Raw genomic sequence first — 16,002 nt, forward strand, 5'->3', positions numbered from 1 at the left:
GGCAGTCCCCCTCAGACGTTCTCCCGTGCGAGGGTACCCGGAGCATCGTCGGCCTGCTCGCGGGGCGAACGCTCGAGAAGCACCGAGATGTCCGGGGTCTGCGACACCCAATTCGGCGGCAGCGCGAACGTGAAGATCTTCTTCCACACCGAACCGACCTGAGCGGTGAGTCCCCGGCTGTTGTAGGGCAGCCCGTACTCCTCACACAGCTCGCGGACGCGCGGTGCGAGCTCCGGATAGCGATGCGCCGGAAGGTCGGGGAACAGGTGGTGCTCGATCTGGTGCGACAGGTTGCCCGACATGATGTGGAACAGCGGTGAGCCGGAGATGTTCGCGCTGCCGAGCAGCTGCCGGACATACCACTCGCCCCGCGTCTCCTCGGCGGTGTCGTCCTCGCTGAACGACTGCACGCCCGACGGGAAGTGCCCGCAGAAGATGATCGAGTAGGCCCACACGTTGCGGACCACGTTCGCGGTCGCATTGCCGACCAGAGTGGGCACGAACAGTGGGCCGGTGAGCAGCGGGAATGCCACATAGTCCTTGACGACCTGGCGACGCACCTTGCGCCACCAGCCCTTCGCGAGCGGCAGGACCTCCTGCCACGACCGGGTGCCGGCGACGATGTTCTCCGCCTCCGCGTCGTGCATCATCACTCCCCACTCGAACAGCAGCATCAGTGCGGTCGCGTAGACGGGGTTGCCGAGGTAGTACGGGTGCCATTTCTGGTTGGGGTCCATGCGCAGGATCCCGTACCCGATGTCACGGTCTTTGCCGACGATGTTCGTGTACGTGTGGTGCATGTAGTTGTGCGAGTGCCGCCATTGATCGGACGGGCACACGGTGTCCCACTCGAACGTGCGCGAGTTCAAGGACGGTTCCCGCATCCAGTCGTACTGGCCGTGCATCACGTTGTGCCCGATCTCCATGTTGTCGAGAATCTTCGACACGCTCAGTGCCGTGACCCCCGCGACCCATGCGGGCGGGAAGAACCCGAAGAACATCAGGCCTCGGCCGGCGACTTCGAATCCGCGCTGCGCCTTGATGATGCGATAGATGTATTCGCGGTCCTCGTCACCGAGGGACGCCACGGTCTGCTCGCGCAGCGCGTCGAGTTCTCGTCCCAGTTCGTCGATGTGCTCGCGGGTGAGCACCAGCGGTTCGGGCTCGGCGGGCGTGGATGAGCCGGAGAGGAACGGGATAAAAGGAATGGTGGGCAGGGACAGTCCGAACATGGTGTCCTCCAGTGGTATTCAGGAATCGTAGATGCTGTGGAGTCGAGGGTCAGAGGTCGACAGCGACGTCGCCGACCGGCGCGTTGATACAGATCTGAATCCGGGTTCCGGGTTCCGAATCGAGTTCACCGGTCCGCACGTCTCGCGTGCATCCGGAAAGCCGGACAGCGGTACACGAATGGCAGATTCCCATCCGGCATCCGTGCTCCGGTGTGAGACCGGCGCTCTCCGCGTGCTCGAGAATTGTGACACCGGTGTTGTCGGCGGCGACACCCGACGAGGCAAAGGAGATCACGCCGGTGGCGTCGTCCGGATCGACCGTGTACGTCGGCGGCGTGAATTCCTCGACGTGGACGAGGTTCTCGGCGCCATCGCGTTCGTAGACGTCCCGAACACGGGACACCAGGCCCGCCGGCCCGCACACGTATACCGGAGTATCGGCGAACCAGGGTGCGACAGCTTGGAGGTGGGCGGCGTCGAAACGCCCTTGCAGAGCACCGTCACCCGACCGGGTGTACACGAGAACGATCTCGACGTTGGGAAGCGCCGCTAGGGCATCGAGCGCCTCGCGCCGCGGGACATGCGCCGGAGTCCGGGCGTAGTACAGAAACGTGACCGCACCGGTGTGCCCTTCGGCCGCGAGTCCCTCGAGCATCGACAGCACCGGTGTGATCCCCGATCCGCCTCCGATGAGGATCAGTCGCTCGGACCGCGGTGTCGAGAGCACGAAATCACCCGCCGGTTCACCGAGTTCGACGACGAGTCCGGGTTGCGCGTGTTCGTAGAGGTGGCGGGAGACGATCCCGTCCGGGTGCAACCCCACCGTGAACACGATCGGCCCGCTCCCGTCACGCACTGCACCGGGTGCGTACGCAGGTGAATAAGTCCGGGTGTGCCGCACACCGTCGATCGTGATCGACAGCGGAATGTGGCTTCCCGGTTCGAACCGCACGGGACGCGCAGGGCTCACCGTGAACGTCACCGACCCCGAGGCATTTCGGTCCACGTGTGTAATCCGAGCACGAGTGACGGAAGTGGCGAGCAGAGGATCGACCAGCTCGAGGTACCGATCGGGATGGTGCGGACTCGAGAGGGTCCCCAGGGCGCCGACGAGGACTTTTCGAGCGAACGTCCGCGCATGGTCTACACGGGGGAGGTGGCGCGCAATCATAGGTGCCTGCCTTCCGAACGACATCGGATTCCAGTGCACATCCGTGCACTCAAGTAAGTGTGACAGGCGGTAGCTCCCCTGTGTCAACCCGTTTGTGACCCCGGTTACACCCGGCGCCCGTGTCGTCCACGCGTCTGCCTACACTCGAAGCGTGTCCGCAGCACCCGCCCCGTCATCGACGACCCGAGCACAGCGCAAAGAACGCACCCGTCAGGCACTTCTCGACGCGGCGCTCGAGCTGTCCTCGGACCGGGGTCTTGCCGGCGTCAGCTTGCGCGAGGTCGCCCGGCACGCCGGAATCGTGCCCACCGCGTTCTACCGCCACTTCGCGTCCATGGAGGAACTCGGCGTCACCCTCGCCGCCGATACGATGCGTGTGTTGCGACGCCTGCTGCGCGACGCCCGCCGCTCCCCCGGCCCCGCCACCGCCCGCGAGTCGCTCCGCATCCTGGTACGTGAAGTGCGGGTACACGAGCCGGCCTTCCGCTTCCTCGCGCGTGAACGCCACGGAGGCCAACCCGAAGTCGCGCGCGCCATCACGACCGAACTGCGTTTGCTCGCCGGCGAACTGGCCGCAGACCTCGCCCGCACACCGGGGCTCGAACAATGGCCGTTCGACGACCTCGAGATGGCGGCCGACCTGCTGGTCACCGCGATGCTCGACATCGTGCTGGAACTGCTGTCGGTGCCACGGCCCGGGAGCCCCGAGGAAACAGAAGTGATCACCCGCGCGGAGAAACAGATGCGGTTGATCCTGCTCGGCATGGCCGCCTGGAAGCCGGCGCACAACTGACCCGACCTCCGTACCGTGGAGGTCATGAGCGGAAACGCCGAAACGACACTGGGCGATCTGATCTTCGATGTCCGGGTTGCGGGACCACCCGGCGGCCCTCCGGTGGTGCTGCTGCACGGCTTTCCCGAGACCGCCCGGAGTTGGACGGCCGTCGCACGCCTGCTCGTACGCGACGGATACCGGGTGATCGCACCCGATCAGCGCGGCTACTCCCCCGGTGCACGACCCGAGGGCGTGGGCCATTACGAGATATCCGCCCTGGCCGGAGACGTAATAGGACTGCTCGACGATTTCGAGATCGAGCAGGCTCACCTCGTGGGACACGACTGGGGTGCTGCGGTCGCGTGGCACACCGCCGCGCACCACCGCGACCGCGTCTCCACGCTCACCGGGTTCTCGGTGCCGCATCTCGCTGCGTACGGCTGGGCATTGCGGGAGGACGACGACCAGCGCGCCCGCTCGTCGTACATCCAGCTCCTGCGCATGGAGGGCAAGGCCGAATCCGTGTTGCTCGAGGACGATGCCCGGAGGTTGCGGGCGATGTTCGACCCGAGCGTCGACCGGGACTCGGTGGACCACTACGTCCGGACGCTGTCCCGTCCGGGCGCGCTCACCGCGGCACTGAACTGGTATCGCGCCATGTCGCGCGAGTGGGAATCGACCCCGCCGGTGCAGGTGCCGACAACCTACGTCTGGAGTACCGGGGACTCGGCGATCGGCTCCGCCGCAGCGGAACGGTGCCACGAATTCGTCGATGCAGATTACGAATTCGTCGTGCTCCCGGACGTCTCACACTGGATTCCGGAAGAAGCACCCGCCGCCGCCGCCGAGGCCATCCGGCGCCGGGTCGGAGCCGGAACAGGCGGCTGACTGCGCACCGGCGAGATTCTGTCAGCGGTAGTTCGGATTGTTGAACTCCGGTATCTCGATGCTGATGGGCCGCAATTCGGACATGTAGAGCAGCACGAACTGACGGAGCAACTCGTCGAACGTCCAGTACGCCTCGGGAGCGAGCGGAAGCGGGAGCAGTCCCTCGCGGACCGCGACGAACGGTCCCCACGCGACGTCGAGGAGGGTCCCCCATACCGGCTCCCGGGGAATGTTCAACGAGTCGGCGATCTCGTTCCCGAGCATGAAACGCGTCAGGGCACCCAGAATCGGCCGGGTCAGCAGGGTGAAGTCGAGTCCCGCACCGAGATCGAGCAGGATGTCGGCGAGCTTGATGCCCTCCGGGGTGGGAGCGAGGATCGGATCCAGTACCTCCACGGCCTGGGATTCGGCCTGGTCCCACGTGGCGGGTATGTACTGGTCCTCGATGCCGAGCATGTGGGCGCTGATCTGCCACGAGTGCAGGAAACCGTCGGCTTCGGCAGCCGCAATGGGCACCTTCCATGTCTTCAGGGTCCGCATGACCGTGGTGGGCAGGCTGTGCCAGGTCACCATCATGTCGTGCTGGCTGATCGGGATGTTCTCCGGTGCGGCGTGCTCCCAGTGCGGAGACTGCGGCAGGAGATGACGAACTGCAGCATGAACCAGCCTGGTCTTCACGGCGGTCACCGCCATTTCGCCGTCGGGTAGGTAGGCGTTGCGAGACCCGATGTCGTATCCCAGCTTTGCCGTTTTCGAGATGCGGCGCTTCATGTTCGCGCCGCCCTGGGAGTAGTAGACAGCGAGCGCTTCCTTGGGTATGACCGTGCTCATCATGCCGCTGGCGAAGCCGTAGAGGACGCCCAGATACAACCCGCGTTTCTCGTTGAATCGCACGGCGGTCTCGAGCTTGCCCCGATCCGCCCAGGCCGGTAGCTGCCGCGCCTGTTCCATGAACTCTCTCAGGTCCCCCGGCAGGCCGTCGGGGAGCGGCTGACCGTTCTTGGTCCAGGTCCGGAGGAGTTCGTTGACCCTCGGCACATCCCCTCGGTCCAGCAGCGAGGCCACCAGCGGATCGGCCTCCGCGTCCCACACCGTCCTCGGGTCGGCACCGTTCCCCGCGCCGGGTATCGACCCGGCGGGCGACCATCGCCACGGCTGGGCGTGGGCGGGAGCGGCAAGCGAGAACGCTCCCAGAGCGCCGAGTGCGCCGCCCAGTTCGAGCATTCTGCGTCTACTGAGATTCTCCATCGGTACCCTCCCGGGCCGGTAGATGATGCAATGAGACACTTTTCGTGTCTCTGTAACATCAGACCACAATCGCCCTTCCCTGGCGGGGGTTTTCCGACAGGCACCGCAGTAGACTCGGGATCCCAGGAGGACACCGTGGAACAAGCCCCGCTCGTCCGCAGCGCGAACGTGGAGTCGCTGCTCGACCGCGCATATCACGACGCCGTCGAACAACCCGGCGACGAGGACCGCACCCGCACGCGACTCCTCGACGCCGCATACGAGCAGTTCTGCCGGCTCGGTATCCAGCGCTCCTCGATGGAGGACATCGCCCGGCGCGCGCAGTTGTCGCGGATCACGGTGTACCGGAAATTCGAGTCGAAGGACGCCCTGGTCGATCAAGTGGTCCTTCGCGAAATCCGCCGCTATTTCACGCGGTTCCTCGACGACATCGCACGTGCCGACACCGCCGCCGATCGCGTCGTCGCCGGATTTGTGAGTTCACTCCACGCCGTCCGCACCAATCCGCTCATCGGCGGTCTCCTCGAGGCGGAACCCACGTTGCTCGCCGGTTCCGTGGTGGGCAACGGGGAAGAAATGCTGGCAACGGTACGGGCTTTCGTCGCGGGCCAGCTTCGCCGTGAACAACAGGCCGGCAACATTTCACGCGCGCTGGATACGGATCTGGTCGCCGAGATGATGGTGCGGATCTCCGCGTCTTTCCTCACCTATCCCAGTCGTCTGGTCGATCTCGACGACGCTGCCCAGCTGGCGCGAATCGCTCGCCGATTTCTCGTGCCGATGCTGGATCCGGCTGACTCGTCCGGCCCTGCGGCGTAGATCTGCCGGTCGGAGTACGCGAGTTCACGGACGGGCGTGCGTGTCGGGCGCGCGGACCGCGAGAAGCGCCGCGAGACCGATCGCGAGCACGAGCAGGAGACCGACGATGCCGGCGCGGTCGGTGGCGAACCACCATGCGAAGAATCCGAAGAGCGTCGGCGCGAGGAACGACACCGCACGGCCGGTTGTCGCGTAGAGGCCGAACATCTGCCCCTCCCGCCCGGGCGGCGTGAGCCTCACGAGGAACGTACGGGCCGACGACTGGGCGGGACCGACGAACAAGCACAGCACCAGTCCGAATATCCAGAACATCGTCGGACCGGAGACCACCAGCAGCACCGTTCCCGCGGCGATCATCGCGATCAGCGAGCCCCCGATGACGTTTTTGGGACCCAACCGGTCGTCGACGCGCCCGGCAGCGAGAGCGCCGAGGGCCGAGACGACGTTGGCCGCGACGCCGAAGAGCAACACATCCGCCGCGCTGATCCCGTACACGTTGACGGCAAGCACCGCACCGAAGGTGAACACACCCGCCAGCCCGTCCCGGAACAGCGCCGACGCGCCGAGATACCAGATGGTGCGGCGGTCGACCTGCCACAGCTCACGCAGATCGCGCCAGAGCACTCGGTAGGACTCGACGATGCCGACCCGCCGTACCTCGTCGCCACGCTCGACCGGTTTCTCCGGTATCGCAAACAGCACAGGCAACGCGAAGACTGCAAACCACACCGCTGCCAGCAGCGCCACGAGGCGGATGTTGGCACCGCCGTCGGTGGAGACCCCGAACAGACCGCGCACGTCTCCGTCACCCGAGATGAAACCGGCATAGCACACCAGCAACAGCACGATTCCGCCGAAATAGCCCATGGCCCAACCGAATCCGGAAACTCGTCCGAGATTGTCCTCGGTGGAGACCTGCCGGAGCATCGCGTTGTACGGGACCTGCGCAAGCTCGGCAGCCACGGATGCGGCACCGAGCAGCACAAGACCGAGCCAGAGATAGCGGTAGTCGTCGCGCACGAAATACATGCCCGCCATCGCCGCGACCGTCAGCGCAGTCAATATCGCTAGCGAACGTTTCCGGCGTCCCGCCGCGTCGGACCTCTGGCCGAAGATCGGTGCCGTGACGGCGATCAGCGCACCCGAGATCCCCAGCGCCCACCCGAGCCACGCGGTCGCCGACACGGTGCCGGGCAGGTCGTCGCCCACAGCATCGGTGAGATAGACCGAGAAGACGAAGGTGAGGATCACCGCGTGGAACGCGGACGACCCCCAGTCCCACAGACCCCACGCGAAGACCTGTTTGCCCGTCGCGGCACCTTCGGCTCCGGCCGGAGCGTGCGTGTGTGCGCTCATGGTGCGCAGCCTAAGCGGCTCGGGGCCGATCGTCCCCGCACCGGCGTCGCGAGTCGCGCCCGGCCGACACCGCGGACCCACCCCGTCCGAATCCCGCTAGGCTGACCCACCGTGACTCTGCCGAATCCCCATCCCGATGCCCGCGCCGTCGTCACCGGAGCTTCTTCCGGTATCGGCGAAGCCCTCGCCACCGAACTCGCCGCACGTGGGCACTCCCTGATTCTCGTCGCACGACGAGGCGAGGTCATGGAATCCCTCGCCGAGACGCTGCGCACCGAGCACGGCGTGGCCGTGGAGGTACGAGCCTGCGACCTGTCCGACCGCGACGCGCGCGCAGTCCTCGTCGACGAACTCGCCGGACGCCGCATCAGCATCCTCTGCAACAACGCGGGAATCGCCACCTTCGGTGCGGTCGCCGAACTCGACCCGGCGTACGAGCGCGCCCAAGTCGAACTGAACGCTGTCGCGGTGCACGACCTCACCCTCGCGGTGCTGCCGCAGATGGTCGAGCGCAAGTCCGGCGCGATCCTCATGGTCGGGTCTGCTGCCGGCAACATGCCCATCCCCCACAATGCGACCTACGCCGCGACCAAGGCGTTCGTCAACACATTCTCCGAGTCGCTGCGCGGTGAGCTCAAAGGCACCGGCGTCCACATCACGCTTCTCGCTCCCGGGCCGGTGCGCACCGAGGAACCCGACCCTGCCGAGGCGTCGATCGTCGACAAGCTGGTGCCCGACTTCCTGTGGATCTCCAGCGCCCACACTGCCAAGGTGTCGCTCGATGCCCTGGCTGCCAACCGGATGCGCATCGTGCCCGGCGTGATCAGCAAGGCAATGTCGGCGGCGGGACAGTTCGCGCCCCGGTCGGTCTCCGCACCCATCGCCGGTGCCTTCTACCGCAAACTCGGTTCGGACTAACGCCTGCGGCGGCGTCCGGTTCCGAAAATGCTGCGGCCGATCTCCCGGCCCGCCGCGGACGCCGCCGACCGCAGGAAGCTCTTGATCGCCGGATTCCCGAGCGTCTGTTCGATCGTCGACGGCTCGTCGTCGCGTGCAGACTCCGGCAGAACCTCGTCGGCACCCGCAGGCAGCGGCGAGGCCTCGAACTCCGGATCGACGTCGGGGGCACCGGCCACCGACGCGGACAGCTTCTCGTACGCCGACTCGCGGTCGACGGTGCGGCCGTACTTGCCATAGAGCGGGCTGGACTGCGCGGCTGCAAGGATCGCGTTTTCCCCTACCGACCCCATCCGGGAACGGGGCGGCCGGATCCGCGTCCATGCCACAGGGGTGGGCGCGCCGGTCTCCGACAGCACCGTCACGACAGCTTCCCCGATTCCGAGCGCGGTCAGCGCCTCACCGAGGTCGTATGCGCCCGTCGCCGGATAGGTGCGAACGATCTTGTCCAGCGCATCCCGATCCTCCGGGGTGAACGCACGCACTGCGTGCTGGATGCGGGCTCCGAGCTGGGACAACACCGGCCGGGGCACATCCGAGGGCAACTGGGTGCAGAAGATGATCCCCACGCCCTTCGAGCGGATCAGCTTGACGGTCTGCTCGACCTGACGCAAGAACGCCTTGGACGCGTCGGTGAACAGCAGATGCGCCTCGTCGAACACGAACACCAGCTTCGGCTTGTCGAGGTCCCCGACCTCCGGCAGAGCCTGGAACAGGTCCGCGAGCAGCCACATCAGAAATGTCGAGAACAACGTCGGCTGTGTCGCTCGATCGCCGAGTTCGAACAGGCTGATGACGCCCTGGCCGTCGACGAACCGGAGCAGATCCTCGGTCTCGAATTCCGGCTCGCCGAAGAATGTGTCGCCCCCGGCATGCTCGAGATTGACGAGCGCGCGCAGGATCACCCCGGCCGTCGATCCGGACACCCCGCCGATGCTCTCGAGATCGGCCTTTCCGTCGTCGCTCGTCAAGTGCCTGATGACCTCGCTCAGGTCCTTCAGGTCGAGCAACGCCAGCCCTCGCTGGTCGGCCCAGTGGAAGATCAGGCCGAGTGTGGACTCCTGAGTTGCGTTGAGTTCGAGCACCTTGCTCAGCAGGATCGGACCGAACGACGTGACGGTCGCCCGGACCGGGATGCCGGCCCCCTCGGTGCCGAGCGAATAGAACTGCACCGGGAATCCCCGCGGCTCCCACGACTCGTCGCCGGTGTCGATCGCCCGCGCGACGATCTTCTCCTCGATCACGCCTTCTCCGGTGAGACCCGACAGATCGCCTTTGACATCGGCCATCACCACGGGCACACCGGCGGACGACAACTGCTCGGCGATCAGCTGCAGTGTTGCGGTTTTGCCCGTTCCGGTGGCGCCCGCCACGAGCCCGTGCCGGTTCATCGTGGCCAGGGGGATGCGTACCTTCGCCGACGGGTCGACGACACCGTCGAGTACGACGGCACCCAGTTCGAGCGCGGGACCTGTCGCCGCGTACCCGGCGGCGATCTGGGCGGCTGCGCCCGTCGGCGCGGACCCGCCGTCGTGGTCGTGGGGGAGCTCGGTGTCGTCCGGCATTCGGATGCTCCTTACGGCGCGCGTGTGACCACTGCAATGCCACTGCCGACCTTAACCGGTCCGACGTCTGACTACGCTGTATCTCGTGCAGGACAAACTCGTATGGATCGATTGTGAGATGACCGGACTGCGGCTCGACAGCGACAAGCTGATCGAGATCGCGGCCCTGGTGACCGATAGCGAACTCAACGTGCTCGGCGAAGGCGTGGACATCGTCATCCATGCCGACGACGAAGCACTCGCGGCGATGCCCGAGGTCGTGCAGCAGATGCACGCCCGCTCGGGGCTCACCGAGGAAGTGCGCCGCTCGACGGTCGGGCTCGCGGAAGCCGAGAAACTGGTGCTCGACTACATCCGCGAACACGTCGGGGAAGCGGGCACGGCGCCGCTCGCCGGAAACTCGATCGGCACCGACCGGGGGTTCATCACCCGCGACATGCCCGAACTCGACAGCTACCTCCATTACCGGATGGTGGACGTGAGTTCGATCAAGGAGCTGTGCCGCCGCTGGTACCCGCGTATCTACTTCGGTCAGCCGGAGAAGGGGTTGTCGCACCGGGCACTGGCCGACATCAAGGAGTCGATCCGCGAACTCCGCTACTACCGGCGTACCGCCTTCGTTCCCGAACCCGGACCGTCCCCGGAGGACATCGCCGCGGTCGTGGAGGACCTCGGACCGGCCTGACCTGCCGATTCGTTGTTTTCGGCAAAGTCACGCTAGTATCTCTACCGCAGGCGCAAGCGGCCCCGGTCACGTGCGAATGCGATGGTGAGTGTAGTTCAGTTGGTAGAGCACCAGGTTGTGATCCTGGCTGTCGCGGGTTCGAGTCCCGTCACTCACCCGATAGAAGGCCCCCGACCGGCGATCCCGGTCGGGGGCCTTTTCCGTTGCCGTGATGTCCCGGCCGCAGGACGCAGTCCTTCGTTCTCCGGTCGTTATCGATCCGCGAGTATGCGCGCGACGAACGGCGCGGAGTCGAGTGCCGAGAGCTCGATGACCGTGAGGTGATCGGCTTCGTATACGCGGTAGTCGACGTCGGCACCCCCGGCGGACATGTCGACGGCGAGCTTTGCGGACAACGGCAACGGCACCACCCTGTCGTCCACACCGTGACCGAAGAAAAGGGGACGGTCGTAGCCGGTGGTGGGGACGGCGAGGTACTCGGCCAGCGCGGCGGGGAGGTCGCCCTGCGACAGCGGACGTGCGGGCAACTCGCCGATTCCGGTATTCCGGACGGACGCGTTGAGCTCGCTGATGCAGAGAACCTCCGCTCGGTCCACCACCTCGCGGCCGGCCGGGGCGAGGTAGCCGTCCACGTCGACCTGCGGATAGGCGTCGCGGAGGCCGGCGAACAGATAGCCGCTGAATGCCGTCAGTCCCGAGAGGCCGAGATCCGGGAAGCCCGGCACGCCCAGGATGAACAGGTTCTCGAGGTTGGCGGGCACTCCGGTCGCGACCGTGCCCCGGAAGTCCAGTTCGGGGGCGCGCCGCGTCGCGATGTGCGCGGTGTGGACTGCGGCGTGGCCACCCTGCGAATGACCGACCACCACCCACCGCTCGGAGAGCGGGGCGCCGGTGGCTCGTGCGGCGCGGACGCTGTCCACGATGCTGTTCGCGGCGCTCGGCCCGTCGAGGTAGCGGTGCAGGCCTTCCGAGCCCAGCCCCGGATAGTCGGCGGCCACCACGGCGTATCCCTGGTCGAGCCAGTGCCGGAGGTACGACTTCTCGCGTGCCGGTCGAGGCGTATCGGTGGTGAATGCACAGTCGTCGGCTATACCGACCGTGCCGTGCGCCCAGGCGACCACAGGAAATCCCCCCTCCGGCGCTGTTCTCTCGGGCAGGAACAGCGCGCCGGTGGCGATCGTGGCCTCTCCGGAGCGCCACTCGGTGCGGTATTCGAGCTTCTCCGCGATCGGCGCACCTGGGAGGGACAACTCGGGCGAGAGTGGCTGCACCGACACAATCTCTCCCGGCAGCGGAGAACCCGCCGGCTCGGCACCCGCCGGCGGCGCCATCACGGAGGCCACCAGCGCCGTCGCGATCACAGAGGTGATCCACCACGACTCCCGATCCCGGACTTGCATCATGGACGCCTCCTCGAGATCGGGACGACGGATCAGGTATCGGCGTTGCCGGCCTTCCACGTCGACCACGGGATGTTCCAGTCGCCGAGCCCCTCGGTGCCCTCCAGGGTTCCGCCGACGGTGTTCCGCACGATGACGATGTCGCCGCGCTTGGTGTTGTCGAAGATCCACTTGGCATTCGCAGGACTCAGATTGAGACAGCCGTGGCTCACGTTGCGCACGCCCTGGTCACCGAGCGACCACGGCGCCGAGTGGAAGAAGATGCCGCTGTAGGACATGCGGGTCGCCCAGTCCACCGGTGTGCGGTAACCCTCGGGCGCATCCGTCGGAACCCCGTAGGTCGAGGAATCCATGATCAGGTGCTCGAAGCGATCGCCGATGACGTACACCCCGTTCGGGGTGGGGGCGTCGTCCTTGCCGAAAGACGTGGGCATCGTCATCACGTCGGCACCGTTGCGGTTGACGGTGACCTGCTTGGTGTTGTCGTCGGCGGTGATGACCACCGCATCACCGATCGTGAACGAGGAGTGGACGTCGTCCTGGCCGAACAAGCCGTCGCCGAGATCCTTGCCGTAGACGTCCACGTCCACCGTGACGGTCGTCCCGGGTGCCCAGTACTGCTCGGGACGCCAGCGCACCTCCCGGTTGCTGAGCCAGTAGAAGGCGCCCTCGACCGGCGGGTCGGTCACCACGGTGATCGCTTCCTCGGCCGCGCGCCGGTCCGGAATGTTCTCGTCGAACTGGACGGCCACCGGCTGTCCGATACCGACTACCGCCCCGTCGCCGGGCATCACATACGGCTGGGTCAGATTGCCCGGTGCCGACGTGGTGAAGGACGCGACGGTCGTTGCCGACCCGCCCAGACCGTAGGCGACGGTTTCGAGGGTGTACTCCCGGTTGTACCCGAGCGGTTCGGTGTTGACCCACGTCAGGCCGTCGGGGGCGAGTTCACCCGCGACGGGTTCACCCGCGGGATTGCTCAGCGTCACGGAGTCGAGTTTTCCGTTGATCACCGACACCGTGACGGGGTCGATCGGGGAGAAGCCGATCTCCCCGTCGGTGACGCTGGACGAGACAGTGGGCTTGATGAGTGCGGCAAGGGGATTCGAATCGATCGGCACCTCTTCCGCACCGGAGCCCGATCCGCCCGAGCATGCGGTGACGAACGCCATGAGCCCGACGAGCAACATACCGAGCACCGCCCCGGCACTTCGCCGCCGAGGATGCGTCACACTTCCAGCCTTCACTGCCATTCTCCGATTCCGCCCCTCCCCACAAGGCACCGAAATTGCACGTCATACGTCCTGTTCAGATGATGCCAGTCGGTCGTCCGTCTCGATGGCCGACTCCCCCCTTGCCGATAACGTTCCGATGACAATCGGACTCCGCTGCGCGTTCGTTACTTGCCTCCGCCGTGAAAATCGCCGTGACCAGCCGATTTGGTGCGATAGTCGAAGGTGTGTAATCTTCTTTTCGTCGCCGGGACAACGGAACGGAGACACCAGCCAAGCGCCATTAGCTCAATTGGCAGAGCAGCTGACTCTTAATCAGCGGGTTCGGGGTTCGAGTCCCTGATGGCGCACCACAAAGATCCCCTTCCGGCCACGCCGGGAGGGGATCTTTCGTTTGCGCGACCGAAACTGTGATGTTCCCCAAACGCACTGTGCCCGCGCCATCGGCGCGGGCACAGTGTTCGGATCGTGTGTGTCAGCGCAGGATCTTGCGCAGCACCAGCAGACCCACCACGGTGCCCGCCGCCACCAACGCGTACTTCTTCACCGCCGGCTGGTTGATCTTCGCGACGAGCGTCTGCTTCGTGCTCGCCACCAGATTCTTCGGGTTGGCACGAACGCTCAGTTCGTCCAGCGTGCCCGCGAGCTGGTTCCGGGCCTTTTCGATCTCCCGCTCGATGTCCTCGGTGTCCCTACCCACGTGATCCTCCAGAAGGTCGCTGCAGTGTGCTGCGACCACGGTAGTGGACGATCGGTCTACTACTGTCGCGGACATGACCGAAAACAACAGACTCTCCCCCGGCGACCCCGCTCCCGACTTCACACTTCCGGACGCCGACGGCAACGAAGTCTCGTTGTCCGACTATCGCGGACGCAAGGTGATCGTCTACTTCTACCCGGCCGCGAGCACGCCGGGCTGCACGAAACAGGCGTGTGACTTCCGGGACAGCCTCGCCGAACTCGGTGACGCGGGACTCGACGTGATCGGCATCTCCCCCGACAAGCCGGCCAAGCTCGCCAAGTTCCGCGACAACGAGGGGCTGACCTTCCCGTTGCTGTCCGATCCGGACAAGGCCACGCTCACCGCGTGGGGAGCGTTCGGTGAGAAGAAGATGTACGGCAAGACCGTCACCGGGGTGATCCGGTCGACGTTCGTGGTCGATGAGGACGGCAAGATCGAGGTTGCCCAGTACAACGTGCGTGCGACCGGGCACGTCGCGAAGCTGCGGCGCGACCTCTCGGTCTAACCGGACCCGAGCGAGCGCATCACCAGAGCTTCGGCGACGGCAAGATTCTCGATCTCCGACGGATCGACACTCTCGTTGGGAGCGTGAATCACGCAGCGCGGCTCCTCCACACCGAGCAGAGCGATCTCGGCACCCGGCACCGCACGCTGCAGCGCGGTGCACAGCGGGATCGATCCGCCCTGTCCGGCCGAGCCGACGCCGCGGCCGTACGCGGTCTCGAGGGCGGCACGCAGCGCGGCATAGCCCGGACCGTCGGTAGCCGCTCGGAACGGTTCGCCGACGACTTCGCGTTCGATACGCAGGTGTGCGCCCCACGGCACGTGCGCCTCGAGGTGTGCGACGAGCGCGTCCTGCGCGGTCACCGCATCGACCCCCGGCGGCACGCGGAGATTCAGCCGCGCCGACGCGCGCGGCACAATCGCCGCCGCGGACCCCACAACCGGCGGGGCGTCGATTCCGAGAACGGTGAGCGCGGGCCGCGCCCACACCGCGTCGGCCACGGTCGCGGAAGTCGGGAGCGACACTCCCGCGAGCACTCCGGCGTCCGACCGGAACCGCTCTTCGGGGTACGGCACACCGTCCCAGGTCGCGGTGGCGTCGAGGCCGTCCACGACGGTGTTTCCGTCCTCGTCACGCAGCGTGCCGAGGAGTCGCACCAGGGCGGCAAGCGCGTCCGGCGCGCCTCCGCCGTACATACCGGAGTGGACCGGGCCCTCGAGCGTTTCGATGTGCACGACGACGTTCGCCGTCCCGCGCAAGGTGGTGGTCAGAGTGGGCTGACCCACTTCGGCGTTGCCGCAGTCCCCGACGACGATGAGATCTGCGGCGAACAACTCCGGCCGCTCGACCACGAGGTGTTCGAGGCCCTCGCCGCCCATCTCCTCGGAACCTTCGACGACCACTCGCACGCCGACGGGCAGTGCGCCGTCCGCGAGCAACGCGCGCAGGGCGAGCAGGTGCATCACGATGTTGCCCTTGCAGTCCGCCGAGCCCCGCCCGTACCAGCGCCCGTCGCGTTCGGTGAGCACGAACGGTGGGCTTTCCCATTTGGTTTCGTCACCGGGAGGCTGGATGTCGTAATGGCTGTAGAGCAGGACGGTAGGTGCTCCGGGCGGAGCCGGGGTGTGACCGATCACCGCACGTGATCCGTCCACCGTCTCGACGAGGTCGACCTGTTCGATGCCGGCCTCTGCGAACGCGTCCCGCACCCACCGGGCCGCCGCGGCGCATTCTTCGGCCGGGTATTGGCGCGGGTCGGCCACGGATCGGAACGCGACCAGCGTTTCGAGTTCGCTTCGGGCGGTGCCCATGGAATTTCGCACCCGGTCACGTATCCGCTGCACGGTCTCTGCGTCGGTCATCGAATCTCCTCCTGCACTCGGGACGACAACCTCCGCTTCGACCCGAGGTGGTCTCCTCACATCCTA

Annotated in this window: 15 protein-coding genes and 2 tRNA genes; 8 read left to right on the forward strand and 9 right to left on the reverse strand. The window is 66.4% G+C overall.

Translation table 11 applies throughout. From position 1 onward, the window contains the following. Positions 1–11: 11 nt before the first annotated feature. Positions 12–1,232, reverse strand: a complete 1,221-nt coding sequence (locus ACFWU2_RS20060) for a fatty acid desaturase family protein (RefSeq protein WP_378610022.1) — start codon at positions 1,230–1,232, stop codon at positions 12–14. A 49-nt stretch (positions 1,233–1,281) separates the two neighbouring features. Then, positions 1,282–2,403: a ferredoxin reductase gene (locus ACFWU2_RS20065; RefSeq protein ID WP_378610023.1), complete on the reverse strand. Its 1,122-nt coding sequence runs from the start codon at positions 2,401–2,403 to the stop codon at positions 1,282–1,284. Positions 2,404–2,554: 151 nt separating this feature from the next. Between ACFWU2_RS20065 and ACFWU2_RS20070 the strand changes: the two genes are divergently transcribed. Beyond that, positions 2,555–3,196: a TetR family transcriptional regulator gene (locus ACFWU2_RS20070; RefSeq protein ID WP_378610024.1), complete on the forward strand. Its 642-nt coding sequence runs from the start codon at positions 2,555–2,557 to the stop codon at positions 3,194–3,196. Positions 3,197–3,220: 24 nt separating this feature from the next. Then, positions 3,221–4,066, forward strand: coding sequence for an alpha/beta fold hydrolase (locus ACFWU2_RS20075; RefSeq protein ID WP_378610025.1), 846 nt, complete (start codon positions 3,221–3,223; stop codon positions 4,064–4,066). A 21-nt stretch (positions 4,067–4,087) separates the two neighbouring features. Here ACFWU2_RS20075 and ACFWU2_RS20080 read toward each other — a convergent pair whose 3' ends face one another. Continuing rightward, positions 4,088–5,314: an oxygenase MpaB family protein gene (locus tag ACFWU2_RS20080; RefSeq protein ID WP_378610026.1), complete on the reverse strand. Its 1,227-nt coding sequence runs from the start codon at positions 5,312–5,314 to the stop codon at positions 4,088–4,090. A gap of 135 nt (positions 5,315–5,449) precedes the next feature. Here ACFWU2_RS20080 and ACFWU2_RS20085 point away from each other — a divergent pair, with 135 nt between their 5' ends. Further along, positions 5,450–6,133 (forward strand): TetR/AcrR family transcriptional regulator, encoded by a 684-nt coding sequence (locus ACFWU2_RS20085; RefSeq protein WP_378610027.1) that lies wholly within the window; start codon positions 5,450–5,452, stop codon positions 6,131–6,133. A 24-nt stretch (positions 6,134–6,157) separates the two neighbouring features. Here ACFWU2_RS20085 and ACFWU2_RS20090 read toward each other — a convergent pair whose 3' ends face one another. Further along, complete coding sequence (locus ACFWU2_RS20090) at positions 6,158–7,489, reverse strand: MFS transporter (RefSeq protein WP_378610028.1); 1,332 nt, start codon at positions 7,487–7,489, stop codon at positions 6,158–6,160. A 111-nt stretch (positions 7,490–7,600) separates the two neighbouring features. On the opposite strand from ACFWU2_RS20090, the gene cmrA reads away from it, so the two are divergent. Next, positions 7,601–8,407 (forward strand): mycolate reductase, encoded by an 807-nt coding sequence (cmrA, locus tag ACFWU2_RS20095; protein ID WP_378610029.1) that lies wholly within the window; start codon positions 7,601–7,603, stop codon positions 8,405–8,407. Here cmrA and ACFWU2_RS20100 read toward each other — a convergent pair. Continuing rightward, entirely contained in the window at positions 8,404–10,011 is a 1,608-nt protein-coding gene (locus tag ACFWU2_RS20100; protein WP_378610030.1) for a helicase HerA-like domain-containing protein, read from the reverse strand. The two genes, cmrA and ACFWU2_RS20100, sit on opposite strands and share 4 nt — an antisense overlap. Before the next feature lie 85 nt (positions 10,012–10,096). Between ACFWU2_RS20100 and orn the strand changes: the two genes are divergently transcribed. Beyond that, positions 10,097–10,696 (forward strand): oligoribonuclease, encoded by a 600-nt coding sequence (orn, locus tag ACFWU2_RS20105; protein WP_378610031.1) that lies wholly within the window; start codon positions 10,097–10,099, stop codon positions 10,694–10,696. A gap of 84 nt (positions 10,697–10,780) precedes the next feature. Further along, positions 10,781–10,853, forward strand: a tRNA-His gene (locus ACFWU2_RS20110). A gap of 94 nt (positions 10,854–10,947) precedes the next feature. On the opposite strand, the gene ACFWU2_RS20115 is transcribed toward ACFWU2_RS20110, so the two are convergent. Then, positions 10,948–12,027, reverse strand: a complete 1,080-nt coding sequence (locus ACFWU2_RS20115; RefSeq protein ID WP_378610070.1) for a lipase family protein — start codon at positions 12,025–12,027, stop codon at positions 10,948–10,950. 101 nt (positions 12,028–12,128) lie between these two features. Continuing rightward, positions 12,129–13,268 (reverse strand): Ig-like domain-containing protein, encoded by a 1,140-nt coding sequence (locus ACFWU2_RS20120; protein ID WP_378610071.1) that lies wholly within the window; start codon positions 13,266–13,268, stop codon positions 12,129–12,131. A 337-nt stretch (positions 13,269–13,605) separates the two neighbouring features. Here ACFWU2_RS20120 and ACFWU2_RS20125 point away from each other — a divergent pair. Then, positions 13,606–13,681, forward strand: a tRNA-Lys gene (locus ACFWU2_RS20125). Positions 13,682–13,803: 122 nt separating this feature from the next. On the opposite strand, the gene ACFWU2_RS20130 is transcribed toward ACFWU2_RS20125, so the two are convergent. Then, positions 13,804–14,028 carry a DUF3618 domain-containing protein gene (locus tag ACFWU2_RS20130; protein WP_169653199.1) on the reverse strand — a complete coding sequence of 75 codons (225 nt, stop codon included), beginning with the start codon at positions 14,026–14,028 and terminating at the stop codon, positions 13,804–13,806. A gap of 73 nt (positions 14,029–14,101) precedes the next feature. Here ACFWU2_RS20130 and bcp point away from each other — a divergent pair, with 73 nt between their 5' ends. After that, complete coding sequence (gene bcp / locus ACFWU2_RS20135) at positions 14,102–14,575, forward strand: thioredoxin-dependent thiol peroxidase (protein WP_378610032.1); 474 nt, start codon at positions 14,102–14,104, stop codon at positions 14,573–14,575. Here bcp and ACFWU2_RS20140 read toward each other — a convergent pair. Further along, positions 14,572–15,936, reverse strand: coding sequence for a dipeptidase (locus ACFWU2_RS20140; RefSeq protein ID WP_378610033.1), 1,365 nt, complete (start codon positions 15,934–15,936; stop codon positions 14,572–14,574). The two genes, bcp and ACFWU2_RS20140, sit on opposite strands and share 4 nt — an antisense overlap. Positions 15,937–16,002: the final 66 nt, after the last annotated feature.

Origin of the sequence: Rhodococcus sp. NPDC058639 (genome assembly GCF_042717545.1) — a bacterium.
Classification (GTDB): domain Bacteria; phylum Actinomycetota; class Actinomycetes; order Mycobacteriales; family Mycobacteriaceae; genus Rhodococcus.

Coding starts and splice junctions, on each gene's coding strand:
- ACFWU2_RS20080 (WP_378610026.1), bottom strand. CDS start 5,314: ATGGAGAATCTCAGTAGACGCAGAATGCTCGAACTGGGCGGCGCACTC.
- ACFWU2_RS20120 (WP_378610071.1), bottom strand. CDS start 13,268: ATGGCGTTCGTCACCGCATGCTCGGGCGGATCGGGCTCCGGTGCGGAA.
- ACFWU2_RS20115 (WP_378610070.1), bottom strand. CDS start 12,027: ATGGCGCCGCCGGCGGGTGCCGAGCCGGCGGGTTCTCCGCTGCCGGGA.
- ACFWU2_RS20140 (WP_378610033.1), bottom strand. CDS start 15,936: ATGACCGACGCAGAGACCGTGCAGCGGATACGTGACCGGGTGCGAAAT.
- ACFWU2_RS20090 (WP_378610028.1), bottom strand. CDS start 7,489: ATGAGCGCACACACGCACGCTCCGGCCGGAGCCGAAGGTGCCGCGACG.
- ACFWU2_RS20065 (WP_378610023.1), bottom strand. CDS start 2,403: ATGATTGCGCGCCACCTCCCCCGTGTAGACCATGCGCGGACGTTCGCT.
- ACFWU2_RS20100 (WP_378610030.1), bottom strand. CDS start 10,011: ATGCCGGACGACACCGAGCTCCCCCACGACCACGACGGCGGGTCCGCG.
- ACFWU2_RS20060 (WP_378610022.1), bottom strand. CDS start 1,232: ATGTTCGGACTGTCCCTGCCCACCATTCCTTTTATCCCGTTCCTCTCC.
- bcp (WP_378610032.1), top strand. CDS start 14,102: ATGACCGAAAACAACAGACTCTCCCCCGGCGACCCCGCTCCCGACTTC.
- ACFWU2_RS20075 (WP_378610025.1), top strand. CDS start 3,221: ATGAGCGGAAACGCCGAAACGACACTGGGCGATCTGATCTTCGATGTC.